Consider the following 19,262-nt stretch of genomic DNA (forward strand, 5'->3'; position numbering starts at 1 on the left):
ATCGAACATTCAGGAATGATGTTCGCATTCTGAAATCCTAATGCTACCTGCTACGAAAACCTGCAGGTCACTGAATTTGTCACCTTACTAAGTATACATTCGATATGATTACTACTGATCAGATTACTCCGGAACTATACCTGGTAAAAGCTTTTACAAGTGCTCCGAATGGCGGCAATACTGCTGGTGTCGTATTGAACGCAGACAAGCTCACGCGGGAACGCAAGCAAAAAATAGCTGCCATACTGGGACTATCCGAGACAGCTTTTGTGTCTGCCTCGGAGCTGGGAGATGTAAAAGTGGAGTTTTTTACCCCCATCAGACAAATACCCCACTGCGGCCATGCTACAGTAGCCACGTTTAGCCTGCTCTGGCAGAAGGGCCTGCTTCCCAATGGCAGTGCCATCAAGGAGTCAATTGAAGGGCCTCGGCAGATCAGCTATGAAAACGACAAGGTATACCAGGCGCAGCTGGCCCCCAGCTATACCTCACTGGCCGAGGCTGCCATCAACCCGGACGAAGTTGCCCTTGCCCTGGGGCTGCCAGCCGGGTATATTTTTGAACACATACCACTTATTGCCAGTACCGGCATGCCTTTCCTGCTGGCTCAGGTTCAGGATGTAATGGCTTTGCGCAACCTGCAGCCTGAACAGAGCCAGATAAAAGCTATTTCGGAAAGGGCAGGGCTGGTTGGCTTTTATGTATTTACCACTCAAATCGGTGAGGCGGATGCCACCGCCCGCATGTTTGCACCCAGCTTTGGTATAGCAGAGGAGTCCGCTACCGGTATGGCAGCCGGCCCACTGGCCTGTTACCTCCACGACTACCTGCAGGTGCACAAGCCGAGCTTCCTCATCCATCAGGGCTATCTCATGGCGCACCCATCGCCGAGCCAGATCGAGGTACAGCTCAAACTGGATGAACAGGGCGCCATTATGGGACTTCGGGCCGGTGGCTCCGGTCTGGTGATCAAACAGCTGGAACTTGGTGAGTTCGCCCTGTAAGAAAACGGATCGTCCACACAAAATCTGCCTGATCGACTTCGGGATTGCCAACCGGCCTATACAAACTATCCGGTAACCGGAAAACAGCTGCCGGCCTGGTCACAGAACAGCGCTTTCCAGCCCAGACTTTGCATCGGTAGTATCGAGCCGGTTATCCGACTATTCCAAAAGAAGGAACAGCGCCAGGTATAGCATCAACCGGGCAATGGTAAAACTATGAGATTTACTTGATGAGTTGATGACGTATCTGGGAAATCTGGCGGGCGTGGTGGTGAAAGTGGTCTTGCAGGAAAGACATGGTCTGGGTAATGGAAAGGGGACCGGCATACGGATGCCTGAACAGGCATTTGTCGAGTAATTCGCGTGGCAGCTCAGTCAGGGTGTCTTCCAGGTGGTAGCGGCTGTTGTCCCATTGTGATCGGAGAGCAGAAAGGGAGGACCGGTCGGGCACGGCAGCCACCGCATCCGGTGCTTTGAACTTCATGCCCGAGTGAAGCGCCAGCTTGAGGAGCAACGACCGGAAGGTATGCGCAATAGAAGCGTCGCCCAGCGTTTCCTGCTTCTGTACTTTGCGCTGGATGTAACTGTTGGTGAGCTGTTCCACCTGTATCAGGTGCGCTATGATCTGATTGACAGCCCATTTGCCCGCTGCAGGAGGCGTATTTAAGAATTCATCGTCCAACCCCTCCAAATCGTCCAGAAGTTGGTTGCGCGTCTCTTCCAGCTTTAGGTATTGCGCTTCTAATTGTGGATTCATAAGTTGAATGTGACTGAATGTAGCTGTGTTCATAGGTATAGTAGAGTCAAATATGCAGGGCTAATCTACATAAATTTTTGATTGATGCAACCATACAGTTCTATTTTTTATTTATAATAAGCTGACTGTAAGTGGTCTATGTAAATATAAGATAAGTTATATAATTAGATAAGTTCAAAATACATTTTAATTAAAGCAGGAATAGTATTTTCTTTGCGCCTTTAATCTGATACCGAATGAAATTGAACAATGATCCGATGGGCACGGCCATGCAGGACTATCTGCAGGGTAGCAAAGAGGCTAAGATTGTGGTAGAAAGCAACTTGACCGAAGACGATGAGATTCCGGTGGCCTATCTTTTCCGGGAATTGGACGAGATGCCGGAGCTGGAACACCTGGCTTTGGAGCAGTGCCGGGGCAGTATACTCGATGTGGGGGCAGGCGCCGGTTGCCATAGCCTGGTGCTGCAGGAGCGTGGGCTGGACGTGACTGCTCTGGATATATCAGCCGGGGTTGCCGAAGTGCTGACACAACGTGGCGTGCGGCAGGTCCTGCAAGCCGACGTTTTCAATCTGGATACCCCGGACTATGATACCCTGCTGCTCCTCATGAACGGGATCGGCATAGCAGGTAACCTGGAGGGGCTGGCCCGCTTCCTGGAGCATGCTAAAAAACTGCTGAAGCCGGGAGGGCAGCTCTTGCTGGAGTCTTCGGATATACTCTACATGTTCGAAGACGAAGACGGCTCGGTACTGCTCGACCTCAACGCCGGCTATTATGGCGAGGTGCGCTACAACATGCGCTACAAGGAGCAGCAAAGCGGTGAGTTTGACTGGCTCTTCATCGACCCCTCTATCCTGCAGGACTATGCGGAGGCGCATGGCTATACCTTCGAGCACCTGTACGAAGGCGAATCGGGTAACTACCTGGCCCGGCTGGTCCGTCAGGCCGACTGAAGCCCCTGAACCGGTTTCAATGACTTGTTTCAGATCAGATACCCTGCTTTACCGTATGCGCGTACTAGGAGAATAGCTGGCAGCCTTGGCAGGTATGCCAGCCAGATAGCACCAGGTATAGCAAGCATCAGGTAATTATGAAGGAGAAGTTTAAGACAAACTGGGAAGTAACCAAACAGACTTTCAAGAAATTCATAGACGATAATCCACTGGACTACGCCGCTATTATCGGCTTTTACACGATATTCTCCCTGCCTGCCGTCCTGATTATTACCATTCGCATAGCAGGAGCGGCTTTTGGGCAGGAGGCTGTGCGGGGCGAAGTCGTCAGTCAGATCGGGGGCATCGTCGGACGTAAAAGCGCTGATCAGATCCAGAGCATCATTGAAAATGCCAGTCAATCGGAGGGAAGCACCATCGGCACGATCGTAGGAGTGCTGGTGATGGCCTTCAGTGCCACCACCGTGTTTGTTGCCCTGCAGGATTCGCTGAATGCGATGTGGAAAGTGAAAGCCAAACCCGAAAAAGGATGGGTGAAGCTTGTAGTAGGCCGGGTGCTGTCGCTGGCACTTATCGTAAGTTTCGGGTTTCTGCTGCTGGTGTCGCTTTCGCTGGATGTCGTGCTGGGGCTTGTCTACAATTTCCTGCAACAGGAGTTCTCAGGTATAGCCGTATACCTGATCAACATTGCCAACATCCTGTTCTCCGTCCTTGTCACGACCGTTATTTTTGCCGCCATTTTCAAAGTATTGCCGGATGCCAAAATCCGGTGGCCAAACGTATGGATAGGAGCTGTGGTGACGGCTGTCCTGTTTGCGTTGGGCAAGTATGTACTCAACATCTATTTTCAGCACGATCCGCTGGCCGATACCTATGGCGCCGCGGGTTCGCTGGTGCTGATCCTGGTGTGGGTCTACTATACCTCCATTATCTTTCTGCTTGGAGCGGAGTTTACGCAGGTATACTCCGAGATACATGACAGAGGTATAGAGCCTACGGATACGGCTGTAAAAGTAGAAAAACAGGAGATAGAAACGGACGAAGACGGTAGCCAGGAAGTCAAAACAAAATCCAATACAGATTTGAATTAGCAGCATCGTCTGCAACGACCGGACAGAGGGATGATCCCCTAATCAAAACGACCCCAGCACATATAGCGCTGGGGTCGTTTTGATTATGATACTGCCCGGATGGCAGGTATAGGTATAGCCTTAAGCTTTCTGATACATCACTTGCTTAACAGCCTCAACCGTGCGCCCTACGTTTGGCAGAGACGCTTCGATCAGCGTTGGAGCATAAGGAAGCGGCACGTCGCGGCAGGTAACTCGCTTCACCGGTGCATCCATGTAATCAAAGGCATTGCTCTGGATATGGTACGCCAGCTCGGCAGAGATTGAGGCCAGCGGCCATGCTTCTTCTACCACGACCATGCGGTTCGTCTTCTTCACAGACTCGATCAACGTCTTATAGTCGATCGGACGAACGGTACGCAGGTCAATCACCTCGGCGTTGATGCCGTCTTTTGCCAGTTCTTCAGCCGCAGCCAAAGCTACTTTCATCATCTTGCCGAACGATACGATGGTCACATCGGTGCCTTCGCGCTTGATATCCGCCACGCCGATCGGGATGAGGTATTCTTCTTCCGGCACTTCGCCTTTGTCGCCGTACATTTGCTCCGATTCCATGAAGATAACCGGGTCGTTGTCACGGATAGCCGATTTCATCAGGCCTTTGGCGTCGTACGGGTTGGATGGAACCACCACTTTCAGACCCGGTGTATTGGCATACCAGTTCTCAAAGTTCTGGGAGTGCTGGGAAGACAGCATACCGGCGCTACCGGTCGGCCCGCGGAATACGATCGGGCAGGAGTACTGACCACCTGACATCGACATCATTTTGGCGGCAGAGTTGATCACCTGGTCAATCGCTACCAACGAAAAGTTGAATGTCATGAACTCAATGATAGGACGCAGCCCGTTCATGGAGGCACCCACACCTATACCTGCAAATCCAAGTTCGGCAATAGGGGTATCAATCACGCGCTCCGGACCAAATTCATCCAGCATGCCCTGGCTTACTTTGTAAGCTCCGTTGTATTCGGCTACTTCTTCACCCATCAGGAATACGCTGTTATCACGGCGCATTTCTTCTGACATAGCTTCACGAAGGGCTTCTCTAAACTGTATACTTCGCATATAATGTGTTTTATTCTCGGTTCTGTGGGTAAAATTAAGATAAGTCTGGCAATTTGCAATGTGCTTTTGCTTTTATAGTGCCTAAGTTACCGCAACAGTGCATCTTTGAAGGCTGCCTTATCGCGGTAAGCGGTGAATTCCAGGTCGTTCAGCGCTTTCTCCATAAAGGTGCGGTCACTGCGGATGGCCCGCCTCAGGTGTATGGTCAGGCGGCCTTCGTTCTGCTGGCGAGCGCCTACGATGGCAAGGGAATAATGTGCCAGGGCATCCTCGGGCTTCTGTTCCAGCGCTTTCTCGTAAAACCCCTGGGCACCTTCATAGTTTTCCTTGAGCAAATAGCTGAGCCCGAGGTTCATGTTGGTCTGGTAGCTATCGCCGGCATAGGTGAGGCTTTCGATGGCGTCATCGTATAGTCCCAATTCAATTTCCAGCGCAGCCTTATCGGCAAATATGCGGTGCAGCATTTCTTGTGAGCTACCCAGTTTGATGGCGTAATTATAAAACTGCAATGCCTCCTGTTTGTCGCCACGCAGGTGATAAGCACTGGCCAGGGCGTAGTTTACCTCTGCCGTCGGGTTCCGGAAACCGGCAAAATTCAGGTTGGTAATGGCGCTGGCAAGCAAAGCCTTTTTGGCTTCCGGCCGGTAGTCTTTTTGAGCCATTTCCGTGTATACGGTGCCCAGGTTGTAGTATGCGGGCCATTTGTCCGTCGTTTTCACAGCTGCTTCATACAGTTTCCGGCGCTCTGCGAGCAGGGGCGTGAGGGTAGCGGCATACTGCAGTTCCTCTTCGGTGAGCACATCAGCAGGGACGGTCTCCTCGGCGACGCGCCTGGCCAGCAGGTAGAGCTCATAGTCCGATTTGCGGCTGCGGTTATAGTCTATTTCGACATTGGCGTACCGCATAGCCGGGTAGATGTATTGCTGGATGTAGTCTTGCGCCTGCGTCTTCTGCAGGGCCAGCTGCTTTTCCCGGTCAGTGCCGTTGCCTTGCAGAATAGCTGCTACTTCCTGTTTCTGCGCTTTCGGAAGAGCAGATTTGTCTATTTTCTCCAGCAGGGCTTCCCAGTTAGGAGGTATAACGGCGGTTTTGATGTCGACTTTTTTGCCTGAGTAATCGAGCACCTTCAGCTTGTTGCGGTAATAATCTGCCAGGGCCCTGGCACGCCTGGAGGCCAGGTCCGTTCCTTTTTCATCGGGTGCCTGGCTGCCAGTGATGGTGAGGGTTTGCGAGCCGACATTGTCCAGGATGTACTGGTCAAGCACGGCCAGGTTGGAGCCGAGGTAGCTCTTTGTCGTATACTTGTTTTCGTCAAAGAAGAAAGTAAGGGTTGCTGGGCCTTCGGCTGTCGCCTTATAGGTATCCGGGATGTACCCGAAGGCGTTGCTGCGCACGATCAGCAGGGGAGTGGTCAGTAGGCCTACTGCCACCTGCTCCTCTTTGGTATATTTTACCTTATCGCTTTCGCGTTTATCTATCGCTGTGCCCTGTACCAGCAGGCGACCCTTGTCCTTGTTGGGAGCGTATGGGAACGACAGCTGTTTGGTAATCGTTGGCTTGCCGTTTTCGTACAGAAACTCGCCAATGTCAAAGTTCAGGGCACCTACGTGCTCCCGTTTTTGCCCGGCATACTCATACACCACATCGATCTTATAGCGGTAATTTTCTTTGAGGAGCTTTTCAGGCAGCGTCGCTTTCATTTCGAAGCTAACCGCTTCGCCGCTTGCTGTCAAGGGATTGGGTAGGATAGTTATTTCCTGCTTTTTTGCATGCTTGACCATTCGGGAGAGCGTACAGCCGGTGTTTGCCATCAGGAGCAGCACCGCAACAGGAAGGAACTTTGTCGTAGATTTTTTTAGTTGTTTCATATACAGTTTGCAGCATTCATCGTAATAAAGACACTACCGAGCATGCTGATACGTTATCTGTTCCGTACTTTGATCAATTTGTTTTGAAAAAAGTATGATTTATTCTTAATTTTAAATTTAAAACAACACGCACTTGAAACGACTACAATACTTTATTGAATCTCAGGCTTTTGGTGTTTGTGCCATGTTGGGAGAGAAGCTGGGTATTGCATCGAGCAGCATTCGTTTGTCTTTTATCTATGTCTCGTTTCTGACTTTCGGATCGCCGGTCATTATTTATTTTATACTGGCTTTCTGGATGAACGTAAGCAAGCACCTGCGTCGTGAGCGGAGTTCTGTCTGGGATCTGTAGCTTATAGATCCCGCACCGTTCGTTTCTGCTTTACGAAATATTCCCACACGATACTCCCCCTGTAAACGCCGGTCATAGCCGGAAAATTACCTTTCATCCGCTGTTCTTTTCGACGCCTGCGCCAGTAGCCGCTGTTGCGCAGCAGATCAGCATGTGCATCGAGCACTGCTTTGGCGTCTGCCCGCTGCCCGGCCACTACCATACGGAAGGCCGCAACCCAGTCCAGCAAAATACGGAGCACGATGGTTGTGAAAAGCTCACGGGCGGGCAGGTTTTTATAGAGCAAGGCCATGCCGTTGCGAAAATTCAGAAATGTTTTGCGAGGATTTGACTTGTGCAGGGTGCCGCCGCCCACGTGGTATACCTGGCTGTGGCCGTTATACATCACCTTGTGGCCCGCATTTTTGGCGCGCCAGCAGAAGTCTATTTCTTCCATGTGGGCAAAAAAAGCAGGCTCCAGGCCACCCAGGGCATGATACACGGATGCCCTGACAAACATGCAGGCACCAGTAGCCCAGAATACTTCCTCTATGTCATTGTACTGGCCACGGTCTTCTTCGAGTGTTTCGAAGAGGCGTCCCCGGCAATAAGGGTATCCCAGCGTGTCCAGCATACCTCCGGCAGCACCGGCGTATTCAAAGAAGTCCGGATGCTGTTGTGCATTGATCTTGGGCTGGCAAACGGCGATGTGTTCCTGCTGCTCCAGCAGGTGGATGATTGGTTCCGTCCAGCCGGGTGTTACCGCGACATCTGAGTTGAGAAGCACATAGTATTTGGCATCCACCTTACGCAGCGCCTCGTTGTAGCCTTCACAAAAGCCCAGGTTGGCGGTATGCTGTATGATGCGCACCTGCGGGAACTGATGCTGCAGAAAGGAGATGGAACCATCGGTAGAGGCATTGTCAGCCACAATGACTTCACAGCCTGTGCTGTTTGCCACTACCGATGGCAGAAACTCCTGCAAGTAGCGGAGTCCATTCCAGTTGAGTATAACAATAGCCGTGAGGCTGGTGCTAGAGGCCAAAGTTTCCTAAATCTAGTCCCGGGATGTTAGGTAACAAGCCTTCTGTATGTTTTTTCATTTCTTCCTGTGCCCGCTCGGCAGCTGTGAGCATGGCGTTGTTCACGGCAGCCACTACCAGGTCATTGACCATATCGCGGTCGTTGGTGTTCAGGATAGAGTCATCTATCTCAATCTTGAGGAGCTTGCGCTGCCCGTTCACAGTGGCTTTCACCAGACCTGCCCCCGCTTCGGCTGTAACCGTTACGTGCTGCAGGTTGTCCTGTGCTTCTTTCAGTTTGGCCTGGACTTCTTTCATCTTGCCCATCATGCCCATCATATCAAACATAGTTTACCTTCTTTTTAGAGTGTTTAAGATCATAACGTTCAATTCGCCTTTTGGCTTGCACAAATATACAAGCATAATCACAAAATGCAGGATTTATACCGCTGAAGCATGCCGGCAGAAAACACGGACCGGACTGACCAAACGCACCACTTGCCAGCTACCGGCTATACCTGTTACCGTAATAAATTCACCGTACCGGTCCTGCGTTTTGCTTCGCCGCCCGTTGTCACAATGTTGATCTCATAGGCGTAGGCCCCGGCGGGTTGCAGCTTGCCCTGGTAAGTGCCGTCCCAGCCTGAGGCTCTGTCATCGGACTGAAATACGACCTGGCCCATGCTGTTGTAAATCAGCATGCGGAACTCCCGGATGAATTTGCCCTTTACTTCCAGCACATCATTGAGTCCGTCGTGGTTGGGCGTAAAGGCAGTGGGCACATGCACCTGCAGCGGCTGCTTCACCGTCTCGGTGTTGGAGTAGGAAACAGCCGTACCATTGCCGGAAGTTACCCGGATACGATAGCGCAGCACCTGTACCTCATCACTCAGATTGCGGTCGGTGAAGGTATTTGCCGTGGCGGGATACCTGTTGATGACCTGGTTGTTGTCATCTAGTAATTCTACGGTATAATCGCCTGTACCATCCGGAAAACCAACGTAGCCCGTCCAGCCCAACGTCACAGCAGGTGCGCTCTCAGGCGATACTACTTTGAGGAAAACGGGACAGCTGGTGTTGCTGAGAGCAGATTTCAGGTTGCAGGGGTTAGTATAGCTGGCGCGGTAACAGAGCGCCGTCGGTGCCTTCAGTTGATCAGTCAGCTGCGTCTGCTCGGAAGTGATCAGCTGGCTAAAAGGAGCTCCTTCTATACTTCGCTCGTACTGCACCTGCTCTGCTGCATGCCCTTGCGGAACGGTGAAGGCAAGTACCACCTGGTTATTGTCATCATAGGATGTATACAGATAGCCCACAGGCGGAGGCGTTGTGGAGGTCGCGGTCAGGCATTTTTGGGCTGAGATGGAAACAGTTCTGCCGTCCGGTGATGTACTGGAGACACTGTAGCAGTAGTTCTGGCCGCAGCTCAGGTTGCGGTCGGTATATGTTTGAATAGTGCGATCAAGTGTCTGGAGTGCGTTTCCGTCCCGGCTGATCTCGTAGCGCTGGACTTCTTCCCGGAAGCCTGTCCAGTTCAATGTAGCCAGTTCATCGCCGGCAGCGACGTTGAGGCTGATGCTACTCACCGGTTTTGAAACAGCTGTGATTTGAGTGCCGCATCGGTCGACGGGGCGCACCCGGTAACGGCTGGCTTCAACTGTATTAATGCCGGTTAAGCGGTAGTCATTTTGCGAGTTCTGGGTAACAGAGCGGATCGTGTCAACTGTTTGATATTTGGGCGTAGCAGCACCGGAACGTTCCACCACATAGTAGTAGCCCGGCTGAAGGCTTTCCAGGTTTAAAGCTATTTCACCGGCTGTCTCCTCCCGAATCACTTCCAGCCTCGTAATAACCGGTGCCGCAGCGGCATGCAAGAGCTCTATGGTCTGCTGGCTGGTGGCTTCGCAGATCGCACCGCTATACCTGCCCGTAACGGTGAGGGTATGAGGACCGTCAGCCGTATAGGTATAAGCAGGCTGTACGCCGGCTTTCAAGTTGCTCCGGGTAGTGCCGTCGCCGTAACCGATGTCAAAGAGATCATAGTTGGTATCGGTGATGTTAACTTGCACGCTTCGGTTGGCGCAGCTGGTGGTTTTAAAAGTGGGTGCGGGAGCAGCTTTTACCTCGAATGTACGTTCAAAGATGGTAGTCCCCCCGCCGCCTTTTTTATTGATGATCTGAGTGATGCGGTAAGTACCGGCTTGGGTATAGGTATGCTGGTAGCTTTTGTCGCTCCCTATTTTTACAAGTTTGCTTTCGTCGAAATTGGTAGAGTTGAAGGCAGCAGGCCCGGGATCATAAAAAATAACGGCCTCCGGGTCGGGGTTGGGCGTGCAGTCTTCGAAGTAAACAGGCATGCCAGTGCAGATCACCGTTACCTCCTTGCCGTTTTGAATAGCTTTGAAGCAACCGGTTTGAGACCAGACAGGTATAGCAGCGAAGAATAAAAATATAAAAAGGAGTAGCCTCAAGGTATAGGTTGCTAATCAGCGTATGCTACGAATATACTTAAGCGGAGCAAAGGAAGGAAGCCTGAGGCCGAAATTCAGACTTCTATACCTGGATGGAGATATAAATTGGCACAGGCTATACCTTAAAACGATAGCCTGTGCCGATTTAGCATAGTACGCATGCATTAACCAGCGGCAAGAGGAGCCACCATGCGGTAGCCTCTCAGGAAGCCGATACTCTTCTCTATGTCAGGACTCATCACCCGGTCAGTAGACACAAAGGGAACCTGGCTCCGGTAGTTGGCGACCACCTCCTCGAGCGGCGGTGCAGTTCTTTTTGGCCGGCGGAATTCCATGGCCTGCGCTGCATTCATCAGCTCGATGGCCAGTACACGCTCTACGTTCTGCACGACCTTGTAAAGCTTGGTAGCCGCATTAGCGCCCATGCTGACATGGTCTTCCTGGCCGTTGGAGGAAGGTATGGTATCGATGGAGGCGGGGGTACAGAGTTGCTTGGTCTGGCTCACAATGGAAGCTGCCGTATACTGCGTGATCATGAAGCCGGAGTTGAGTCCGGGCTCCGCCACCAGGAAGTCCGGCAGTCCCCTTGATCCGGATATCAGCTGATACGTACGGCGTTCCGATATACTCCCCAGCTCAGCCAGCGCAATAGCCAGGAAGTCCAGGGCCAGGGCCAGCGGCTGCCCATGGAAGTTACCTCCCGAAATGATCTCATCCTCGTCCGGGAAAATATTGGGATTATCGGTCACCGAATTGATCTCGGTCAGAAATACTTCTTCTGCATACCGGATAGCATCTTTCGAGGCACCATGCACCTGCGGAATGCAGCGGAAGGAATAAGGGTCCTGCACATGCTGTTTGTGCTGTTCGATCAGTTCACTGCCCTGCAGCAACTGTCGGAAGGTTTCGGCCGTCTGCAATTGGCCCCGGTGCGGTCGGATCTGGTGGATCAGGCGATTGAAAGGCTCTATACGTCCGTCAAACGCATCCAGAGACAGGGCTCCCACGACATCGGCTGTGTGCGAGAGGCGGTTGGCCTGCAGCAGGCAGTATACGCCATACGCACTCATGAACTGTGTCCCATTCAGCAAAGCCAGTCCTTCTTTTGCCTGCAAGGCAATAGGCTCCCAACTGAACATCTCCAGAACGTGCCGGCTCTCCAGCCTATACCCTTGATAATGCACTTCCCCGAGCCCGATCAGGGGCAGGCACAGATGCGCCAAGGGTGCCAGGTCTCCGCTGGCTCCCAGCGAACCCTGCTGGTACACGACCGGGTAGATGTCACGGTTATAAAAGTCAAGGAGGCGTTTCACCGTCTGCAGCTGTACGCCGCTGTGCCCGTAGGCCAGGGACTGGATCTTGAGCAGCAGCATAAGTTTCACCACTTCTGCCGGTACCTCATCGCCGGTGCCACAGGCATGCGACATGACCAGGTTGCGCTGCAATTGCTCCAGGTTCTCCGGTGAGATCTGCTTTTTATAGAGAGAGCCGAAACCGGTGTTGATGCCATAAATGCTCTTATCGGTGCTGGCTATCTTGCGGTGCAGGTAGTCGTGGCAATGCACTATGCGCGCTTCCGCCTCCTGCGACAGGGCCAGGCTATACTTTTGTGAGAGGATAGTCTCGATCTGCTGCAGGCTCAGGTGCTGGCTGGAGATGTGGTGTACGTCACTCATGGCGTATGATCAGAGTTTTAATTGCGCAATGATAGCATCGATGTATAGTTCGTCCTGCTCGCCGGTCTGCATGTCGCGCAGTTTCAGCTTGCCGCTGGCCATTTCCTCTGAACCGATCAGCAATACAAACGGGATCTTTTTCTGGTCTGCATAACTCATCTGTTTTTTCAGCTTGGCAGCTTCGGGGTATAGCTCCGAGGCAATACCGGCATCACGCATTTTCTGCAACAGCGGCAGGGCATACATTTCCGACTCCTTGTCAAACTGCACGATCAGCACTTTGGTACCCACTTCGCTACGTGCCGGGAACAGCTGCAGCTCTTCGAGCACATCGTATATGCGGTCCACGCCAAACGAGAAACCCACACCCGACACACCTGGCATGCCGAACATACCGGTGAGGTTGTCGTAACGGCCGCCGCCGCTGATGCTGCCCATATTCACGTTGTTCACCTTCACTTCGAAGATGCAACCGGTGTAATAGGAGAGGCCTCGTGCCAGGGTAACATCCAGCTGCAGGCGCGGGTTGCCGGATTGATTTCCGGTAGTGAGCGCGTCGCTACCCAACTGGCCCAGGTATTGCCATACCTCGCGCAGGTCCTTCAGTCCCCGATGGCCTTCTTCTGTATTGCCCAGGATCGTTTCCAATTGGTCCAGTAGCTCTTCGTTGGAGCCAGCCAAATTATAAAGCGGCTCCAGTTTGTCCACTGCAGTTGCAGCGATACCGCGTTCCAGCAGTTCTTTGCGCACACCTTCCGCGCCGATCTTGTCCAGCTTATCAATGGCCACACAGATATCGCCTTCCCGTCCCTTCTCGCCGATGGCCTCGGCTATACCTGCCAGTATACCTCTGTGGTTGATTTTAATGGTGAAATCGGTCAGACCGAGTGTGCCTAACGTTTCATCGATCATCTGGACGATCTCAGCTTCGCAAAGCAGCGAGTTGGTGCCCACCACGTCGGCGTCGCACTGGTAAAACTCCCTGTAGCGTCCGCGCTGCGGACGGTCGGCACGCCAAACAGGCTGTATCTGATAGCGCTTGAACGGAAAGCTGATCTCGTTGCGGTTCATCACCACAAAGCGGGCAAAGGGCACGGTCAGGTCATAGCGTAAGGCTTTCTCCGAGATCTTCCTGATCAGGTTTTTAGATCCCTTTTCAATATCACCGGCGTGAGTCTTGGAGAGAAAATCGCCGGAGTTGAGGATCTTGAAGATAAGCTGGTCGCCTTCATCACCATACTTCCCCGTGAGTACAGACAGCTGCTCCATGGCCGGGGTTTCGAGCGGCAGGTAGCCGTACTTTTCGAAGGTGCGCTTGATCACGCCAAATATATAATTGCGTTTGACCACGACAGCAGGGCCAAAATCGCGGGTTCCTTTCGGTATGGATGGTTTTTCTTTGCTCATGCTTTCTACTTTGCAGCGAAGTTACTAAAAGAGGAGCAAATGCGGGAAGTGATTTTAAAATAGGAGGGAAAGGAGAGAGAAATGGCCTGGATTTATTTATCGTTAGGTAAGTGATGTGTTTCGGTAAATCACCTGCAGTCCTAATCCAGGTATAGGTATAGCCATGATTTACTTCGGATAAATGGATGACAATCAGTCTGATTGAACTAGGCTGGCTTAAAAAGCATTATCCTCGCCGCGCAGCATATTGTAGACCGTATAGAAGATGATTTTTAAGTCTAGGAAGAAAGTCCAGTTTTCCAGGTAGAAAATGTCCAGTTTCACACGGCCACGGATTTGATAATCAGCAGAAGTATCTCCACGATAGCCGCGTACCTGAGAAAGACCGGTAATACCGGGCTTTATAAAATGGCGCACCATATACTTCTCAGCAACAAGTGCATACTCTTCGTTCACCTTGAGCATGTGAGGACGAGGCCCTACGATAGACATATGCCCCATAAGTACATTAAAAAATTGCGGAAGTTCGTCGAGGCTAGTTTTTCTAAGGAAAGCACCGATAGGTGTAATGCGTGAATCTCCCCGTTTTGCCAGTAAAGAGTTAGCTTCATTGTTGATATACATCGACCGAAGCTTCCAGCAGCGAAATGTTTTATAATTAATGCCCGAGCGTTCCTGACCAAAAAAAATAGGTCCTTTGGAATCCAATTTAATTAGTAAAGCAAGTAAAGGAATCAGCCAGGATAAGAAGAAAAGTATGACTAAGGAGGAGAAAGCAATATCAAAAGCCCTTTTTGCGACCTTGTTGATCGTTTCATCTAATGGAATAGACCTGAAGATCAGGACAGGAAGCATGTCGTAGAAATCAATCTTCAGCTTTGCATAGGGAAAAGATCCCGGCTCAGGCAGAAACTTCATACGGATCAGGTTGTCATCCACAAAGTTCATGAGCCGGACAACCTGATCCCTTTCGAGCTCAAAAGGACAACAATATATCTCATCTATTTCATGCTCAATTACAAAACTTTCAATTTCTGAAACCCTGCCTATTACCCACGGGTCTCCTGTCAACTTATCATCAAAGAAACCAATAAAATGATAACCGTGTTCAGGATGCGTTTTAAAAAAACGCTTTAGTTCCTGCCCGGTTTTACCATTACCTACAATGATGACTTTGCGGTTGTTATACCCTTTTTTTCTGTAATAGTGTAAAGCAGTAATTACGGTAAAACGGTAGGCAACCACCAAAATTGTCAAAATTGCATAATGGTAGATTAGAAAACTGCGCGGCACAGTCTCTACGTTGATGATGTTCAACGTTGCCTCAATAAGGAGGATATAAAGCAGAATAACCTTTAATGCATTGATAACAACTTTGTCGGTTCTGGTGACTCTGTAGAATTTATAAGTGCCCAGTAAGGAAGTACAGATTAACCAGGAAAGTAGAGCAAATAAGAGAAGCTCGAGATAACGCGTAGACTGGTAAAAATTTACATTGCCGTATACAAGAATATAAGCTGCTATGGACGAAACAGCTATTGATGCAGCATCTCCTGATGCATGCAGCGGTTTAATATATTTGTTGTATAAGCCTGGCATTTAAATCTATACCTTGAAAATCAGAAAAAGCATTACATGGCAAAAGAGAAAGGAGTTTAGTCATTCACTTTATCCGTAGCATCATGTTTTCTTCCGAATACTAAGACACTTGTGAAGAAAGAAAAGAAAATTACTCCTTTTTGTGTACTGAAAATACTCTCAGTAAGCCCACTTAGTGCATAAAGGATTACAAACCCTGTTAGCAAATATAATTTATTTCTGATAGATATATTAAATATATATAGCAAACAGGCTAAATATGTGAGTATACCAAGTATGCCAAGAGCTAGGAAAACCTGGATGTACTGGTTGTGAGGGTCTAGGCGGTACTGGGCCTCTGTTTCAAGCCCCATATCGCTGTACTGATCTGCCAGCCTATCTTTTGTATCCCCAGGCCCAACCCCTAGTATATAGTTTTCTTTAATTAGGTCGATACCTGCCTGCCAGATTTGTTGCCGTTGGTCTACACCGACACCCTGCTCCATTTTTCGCCTAAGGTAGGGAGTGTTAATGTACAGAAAACCGAACAGAACAATGGAGAGCCCTATCAGCAGAGCTACCTTGCTGTAACTCTTCTTCAGCACGAAATAGACCAGCACGGCTGTGAATAAAATAACAATGCCTGAGACTAAGGCTGTTCTGGAGGCCAGGAAAATAGTAAACGTGAAAAAGTAGATTAACAACAAAGCTTGGCCTATGGCTTTTCTGCTGTAAATGGTGGAAATATTGCTCATAAGGGAGTAGCTGATTATGAACATCCCCATCACCATATACATACTGAAATAGGGGGCGTGAAAATCAATCTGCTTTGGGAGATGGTAAGAAAAGTATACCCAATCGATATTGAGTGCCTGCCCTTCCATTCTGTACAAGCCCTGGAAATAGATTTTGTGCAGCAGGAGCAGGATGCTGACCAAAGAGGCCATAAAGCAAGCCCATGTAAATGCACATAAATAGCGATTCCGGTTCTTCTGAGAGCGAACTCCAACTAAGAAAATGACAGGCAGCAACAGAAGGGAGACTTTCATCTCAAGTTCTGACTGAGCCGATTTTGTGTTGGTGCTGTAAAAAACTCCTACTATGTAAAGGCTGTAAAGCAACATGAAAAGCTGGAACAGTCTCTCCTGGAGAATAGACTTCAAGTCTGAAAGCGCATGGCCACTAAATATCCATAATATAGTCGCCAGGATAAGGAAAGCGGAGTTGACCTGAATCTTGAAGGGCATCGATAAAGTAAATCCTAGCAGGGCCATCTCCAGGAAACCATCTTTGCTCAACTTGATTCTATCAATGTTCCGAAGCATAGGAATTCGCTGTCGAGTATTGTAATTTGGTTTCTATGAAGGAGGCAATCGTTTTTTTGAATACGTCGGTACTGAATCTGGAGGCATTTTCACGTATCGTGTGGGCATTGAAGATAAGGCCACCCTCTTCGAATTGGCGGAGCGCATCTAACAGTGCAGTGGCTGTCTGTTCATGAAATAATATTCCAGTAATGCCATCAATCACGGTTTCAACTGCACCGCCTCTGGCAAATGCTATTACAGGTGTTCCACAGGCTTGTGCCTCTACAGGGGTAATACCAAAGTCCTCTTCTGCAGCGAATATGAATGCCTTCGCCCGCTGCATATGGCTCTTGAGCACGTCAAAGGGTTGGTAACCCATTAAAGTGACATTGCGTGTCGCCTTTGATTTTATTTTATTGAAGTCAGGTCCATCACCGATAATAATGAGTTTTTTGTCAGGCATGCCCCTGAAAGCTTCCACAATAATATCTATCTTCTTGTAAGGCACCATGCGAGAGACCGTCACATAGAAATCCTCCTTTTCATCAACCAGCTCAAATCCCGTCACATCAACGGGTGGGTAGATAACTGTGGCCTTCTTGTTATAAACTTTGTGGATTCTTCTGGCTATGTAGTTGGAGTTGGCGACAAAGTAATCCACTCGATTTGCTGTTGTGTAGTCCCAGTTCCGGATGTAGTGCAGAATGAGCTTGGCAAGAAATCCCTTGACTCCCTTGTTCAGCCCGGCCTCATGTATGTACTGGTGGTACAGGTCCCAAGCGTAGCGGATAGGGGAGTGGCAATAACAGACATGAACTTGGTTAGCATGAGTCAGGACGCCTTTGGCCACGGCATGGCTACTGCTGATGACGAGGTCAAACTCGGAAACATTCAGTTGCTCAATGGCTAGGGGCATTAGCACCAGGTAATTTCTGTACTGCTTTTTAGCGAAAGGAAGCTTCTGGATAAAAGTAGTGTTGACCTTCTTGTGATGTAGATGCCTGCGTAGATGGTCTGGCATGTAATCTATGACAGAAAAAAGGGTAGCCTCCGGGTATATGTTGAGTAACTGCTCAACAACCTTCTCAGACCCGGAGTAGTCTACAAACCACTCATGAACTATAGCTACTTTCAAATTTCTCATTTTTATATTAAATTCTTGCAATCTGAAGCTTCAGCGAACATGCTTCGTGCTTAAACCGCAGATGCGAGTTAAGCTACTCGATAATTAGTCGTTTGAAGACGGCTAAATGTTTTTGGGCTGACTTTTCCCATTGGTACTCCTTCGCTTTCTCATATCCGTTGGCAATAAGCTGTGCCCGTCTCGTCTCAGAGTAAAGCACAGTCTTTAGTTTTTCTGCCAGGGAAAGATGGTCCAATGTATCAAAGTATTCTGCCGCGTCTCCACATATTTCCGGTATACTAGCTGCTGCGGAGGCGACTACCGGGCAACCACTTGCCATGGCCTCTAATGGCGGCAAACCAAAACCCTCATATACTGACGGAAACACTAAAACAGCAGCCTTCCTATAAATCTGGGACAAGTCCTCATCCTCAATGAAGCCTGTAAAGATAACTCTTTCTTTTAGTCGCACATGCTCCTCAAGCAAGGAAGCTATTTGGTTATCGCCTGTGATGAAGCCTTCTTTCTTGCCTACTATGACTAAATTGTGGGCGAAATTGTCCTCCAGCAGTGTGGAGAACGCCTTCAGGAGTGTAACTAGGTTTTTGTGGGGCTTTACATTTCCAACAAACAGAATGTACTTAGCACCGGAGGGGACATGAGCAAGACTTTTGTTCAGTGAAAACTGTATACTGCCAGCGTCTGCGAATTTCTGGTTATCTACGCCATTGTAAATCGCTACCACATCGGTCTCTCTTGCCTTGGCCAGTCTCACAATTTCGCTTTTAGAGAAATTAGAAACCGTAATCACTTTATCAGACAAACTGACGGCTGCATTCAAAAAGACTTTGGCATAGATTTTCTGAGGCAGCGTTAAGGCATGCTGATATGCCAGGTGGTAGACATCGTGGATTGTGACCACCCGGTGGCGCGCAGAGATTGGTAGCAGGGGTATGTTGTAGTGGGGAGACCAGAAAACATCGCATGGCGGCACTTTAGACCTGAGCTCAAGTTGTTCCCTAATAGAATAGATAGGTGCTTTGGCCGCAAGGAAAGAGGTATGAGGCAAGCCCGCAAAAATTGATAGCTCTTTTTCGTCCCCTAGTAGCTTCAAATCAAACTCTAGAGACAGGAATGGTATAATATTTCTCAGGTATACGCCTATACCTGAGAAATTAAGCATGCGAGCATCAATGACTAGAGAGTGCATGGCGACTGTACTTTACTATTATATATTGTGCTACCAAAAGGCCGAATATCACCCAGTAGATTACAAAATTGGTTCTTCCTGCAAATCCGGAGTTGAGGAAGCTGGCCGCATAGAAATATGTGCTGAAAGCAATAAATGCCATGCATAACTGCCTTAGCAATAAGTTGTCTGTTTTATAAAAGGACAGTAGAGCAAAAAGGAAGCAACTGACATAAAAGGCAAAGTATAGCAGTCCGAGCAAAATGCCATTTTCCAACAATAGCTGAAACCAGTAACCGTCCGTGATGATTTTTTTAGCCGGGTCGCCGCTGGCTCCTTGAGAACCTACACCTGCTCCAGCTATGTAGTGTTTCTTAAGGT

17 protein-coding genes are annotated in these 19,262 nt (G+C 49.6%); 4 read left to right on the top strand and 13 right to left on the bottom strand.

The genetic code is table 11. From position 1 onward, the window contains the following. The first annotated feature begins 104 nt into the window (after nt 1–104). Nucleotides 105–1,004 carry a PhzF family phenazine biosynthesis protein gene (locus OB13_RS03985; protein WP_461488853.1) on the top strand — a complete coding sequence of 300 codons (900 nt, stop codon included), beginning with the start codon at nt 105–107 and terminating at the stop codon, nt 1,002–1,004. 223 nt (nt 1,005–1,227) lie between these two features. On the opposite strand, the gene OB13_RS03990 is transcribed toward OB13_RS03985, so the two are convergent. Further along, entirely contained in the window at nt 1,228–1,761 is a 534-nt protein-coding gene (locus OB13_RS03990) for a DinB family protein (RefSeq protein WP_461488854.1), read from the bottom strand. A gap of 236 nt (nt 1,762–1,997) precedes the next feature. Here OB13_RS03990 and OB13_RS03995 point away from each other — a divergent pair, with 236 nt between their 5' ends. Together OB13_RS03995 and OB13_RS04000 are read left to right on the top strand one after the other, a co-directional pair. Next, nucleotides 1,998–2,717 (top strand): class I SAM-dependent methyltransferase, encoded by a 720-nt coding sequence (locus tag OB13_RS03995; RefSeq protein WP_461488855.1) that lies wholly within the window; start codon nt 1,998–2,000, stop codon nt 2,715–2,717. 137 nt (nt 2,718–2,854) lie between these two features. Further along, nucleotides 2,855–3,808 (top strand): YihY/virulence factor BrkB family protein, encoded by a 954-nt coding sequence (locus OB13_RS04000; RefSeq protein WP_461488856.1) that lies wholly within the window; start codon nt 2,855–2,857, stop codon nt 3,806–3,808. A gap of 120 nt (nt 3,809–3,928) precedes the next feature. Here OB13_RS04000 and OB13_RS04005 read toward each other — a convergent pair whose 3' ends face one another. Next, entirely contained in the window at nt 3,929–4,972 is a 1,044-nt protein-coding gene (locus OB13_RS04005) for a pyruvate dehydrogenase complex E1 component subunit beta (RefSeq protein WP_461488869.1), read from the bottom strand. A 26-nt stretch (nt 4,973–4,998) separates the two neighbouring features. Beyond that, nucleotides 4,999–6,780 carry a tetratricopeptide repeat protein gene (locus tag OB13_RS04010; protein ID WP_461488857.1) on the bottom strand — a complete coding sequence of 594 codons (1,782 nt, stop codon included), beginning with the start codon at nt 6,778–6,780 and terminating at the stop codon, nt 4,999–5,001. A 133-nt stretch (nt 6,781–6,913) separates the two neighbouring features. On the opposite strand from OB13_RS04010, the gene OB13_RS04015 reads away from it, so the two are divergent. Next, complete coding sequence (locus OB13_RS04015) at nt 6,914–7,132, top strand: PspC domain-containing protein (protein ID WP_461488858.1); 219 nt, start codon at nt 6,914–6,916, stop codon at nt 7,130–7,132. 1 nt (nt 7,133) lies between these two features. On the opposite strand, the gene OB13_RS04020 is transcribed toward OB13_RS04015, so the two are convergent. From OB13_RS04020 to OB13_RS04065, 10 genes are all read right to left on the bottom strand, one after another. Then, on the bottom strand, nt 7,134–8,156 hold the full coding sequence (locus OB13_RS04020) for a glycosyltransferase family 2 protein (protein WP_461488859.1): 1,023 nt from the start codon (nt 8,154–8,156) through the stop codon (nt 7,134–7,136). After that, nucleotides 8,146–8,481, bottom strand: coding sequence for a YbaB/EbfC family nucleoid-associated protein (locus tag OB13_RS04025; RefSeq protein WP_461488860.1), 336 nt, complete (start codon nt 8,479–8,481; stop codon nt 8,146–8,148). The genes OB13_RS04020 and OB13_RS04025 overlap by 11 nt, the downstream gene beginning before the upstream one ends. Before the next feature lie 173 nt (nt 8,482–8,654). Beyond that, entirely contained in the window at nt 8,655–10,601 is a 1,947-nt protein-coding gene (locus OB13_RS04030) for a T9SS type B sorting domain-containing protein (RefSeq protein WP_461488861.1), read from the bottom strand. Between the two features lie 164 nt (nt 10,602–10,765). Then, nucleotides 10,766–12,277 carry a histidine ammonia-lyase gene (hutH, locus tag OB13_RS04035; protein WP_461488862.1) on the bottom strand — a complete coding sequence of 504 codons (1,512 nt, stop codon included), beginning with the start codon at nt 12,275–12,277 and terminating at the stop codon, nt 10,766–10,768. Between the two features lie 9 nt (nt 12,278–12,286). After that, the gene (hisS, locus tag OB13_RS04040) at nt 12,287–13,684 is read right to left on the bottom strand and encodes a histidine--tRNA ligase (protein ID WP_461488863.1); all 1,398 of its coding nucleotides are present in this window, start codon (nt 13,682–13,684) and stop codon (nt 12,287–12,289) included. A gap of 216 nt (nt 13,685–13,900) precedes the next feature. Then, on the bottom strand, nt 13,901–15,283 hold the full coding sequence (locus tag OB13_RS04045; protein ID WP_461488864.1) for an undecaprenyl-phosphate glucose phosphotransferase: 1,383 nt from the start codon (nt 15,281–15,283) through the stop codon (nt 13,901–13,903). A gap of 56 nt (nt 15,284–15,339) precedes the next feature. Next, a complete protein-coding gene (locus OB13_RS04050) occupies nt 15,340–16,587 on the bottom strand; it encodes an O-antigen ligase family protein (RefSeq protein ID WP_461488865.1) in 1,248 nt (415 codons plus the stop codon). Continuing rightward, nucleotides 16,571–17,713: a glycosyltransferase family 4 protein gene (locus OB13_RS04055; protein ID WP_461488866.1), complete on the bottom strand. Its 1,143-nt coding sequence runs from the start codon at nt 17,711–17,713 to the stop codon at nt 16,571–16,573. Before OB13_RS04055 ends, OB13_RS04050 begins: the two co-directional genes overlap by 17 nt. 73 nt (nt 17,714–17,786) lie before the next feature. Beyond that, nucleotides 17,787–18,902, bottom strand: coding sequence for a glycosyltransferase family 4 protein (locus OB13_RS04060; RefSeq protein ID WP_461488867.1), 1,116 nt, complete (start codon nt 18,900–18,902; stop codon nt 17,787–17,789). Further along, on the bottom strand, nt 18,883–19,262 hold a 380-nt coding region (locus tag OB13_RS04065; RefSeq protein WP_461488868.1), incomplete at its 5' end, for a hypothetical protein. The genes OB13_RS04060 and OB13_RS04065, both read right to left, overlap by 20 nt.

The organism is Pontibacter sp. HJ8, assembly GCF_054824225.1.

Bases quoted from the DNA above. Each gene is read 5' to 3' on its own strand.
- OB13_RS03995 (WP_461488855.1), top strand. From the start codon at position 1,998: ATGAAATTGAACAATGATCCGATGGGCACGGCCATGCAGGACTATCTG.
- OB13_RS04025 (WP_461488860.1), bottom strand. From the start codon at position 8,481: ATGTTTGATATGATGGGCATGATGGGCAAGATGAAAGAAGTCCAGGCC.
- OB13_RS04010 (WP_461488857.1), bottom strand. From the start codon at position 6,780: ATGAAACAACTAAAAAAATCTACGACAAAGTTCCTTCCTGTTGCGGTG.
- OB13_RS04050 (WP_461488865.1), bottom strand. From the start codon at position 16,587: ATGCTTCGGAACATTGATAGAATCAAGTTGAGCAAAGATGGTTTCCTG.
- OB13_RS04055 (WP_461488866.1), bottom strand. From the start codon at position 17,713: ATGAGAAATTTGAAAGTAGCTATAGTTCATGAGTGGTTTGTAGACTAC.
- OB13_RS04045 (WP_461488864.1), bottom strand. From the start codon at position 15,283: ATGCCAGGCTTATACAACAAATATATTAAACCGCTGCATGCATCAGGA.
- OB13_RS04060 (WP_461488867.1), bottom strand. From the start codon at position 18,902: ATGCACTCTCTAGTCATTGATGCTCGCATGCTTAATTTCTCAGGTATA.
- OB13_RS03985 (WP_461488853.1), top strand. From the start codon at position 105: ATGATTACTACTGATCAGATTACTCCGGAACTATACCTGGTAAAAGCT.
- OB13_RS03990 (WP_461488854.1), bottom strand. From the start codon at position 1,761: ATGAATCCACAATTAGAAGCGCAATACCTAAAGCTGGAAGAGACGCGC.
- hisS (WP_461488863.1), bottom strand. From the start codon at position 13,684: ATGAGCAAAGAAAAACCATCCATACCGAAAGGAACCCGCGATTTTGGC.
- OB13_RS04000 (WP_461488856.1), top strand. From the start codon at position 2,855: ATGAAGGAGAAGTTTAAGACAAACTGGGAAGTAACCAAACAGACTTTC.
- hutH (WP_461488862.1), bottom strand. From the start codon at position 12,277: ATGAGTGACGTACACCACATCTCCAGCCAGCACCTGAGCCTGCAGCAG.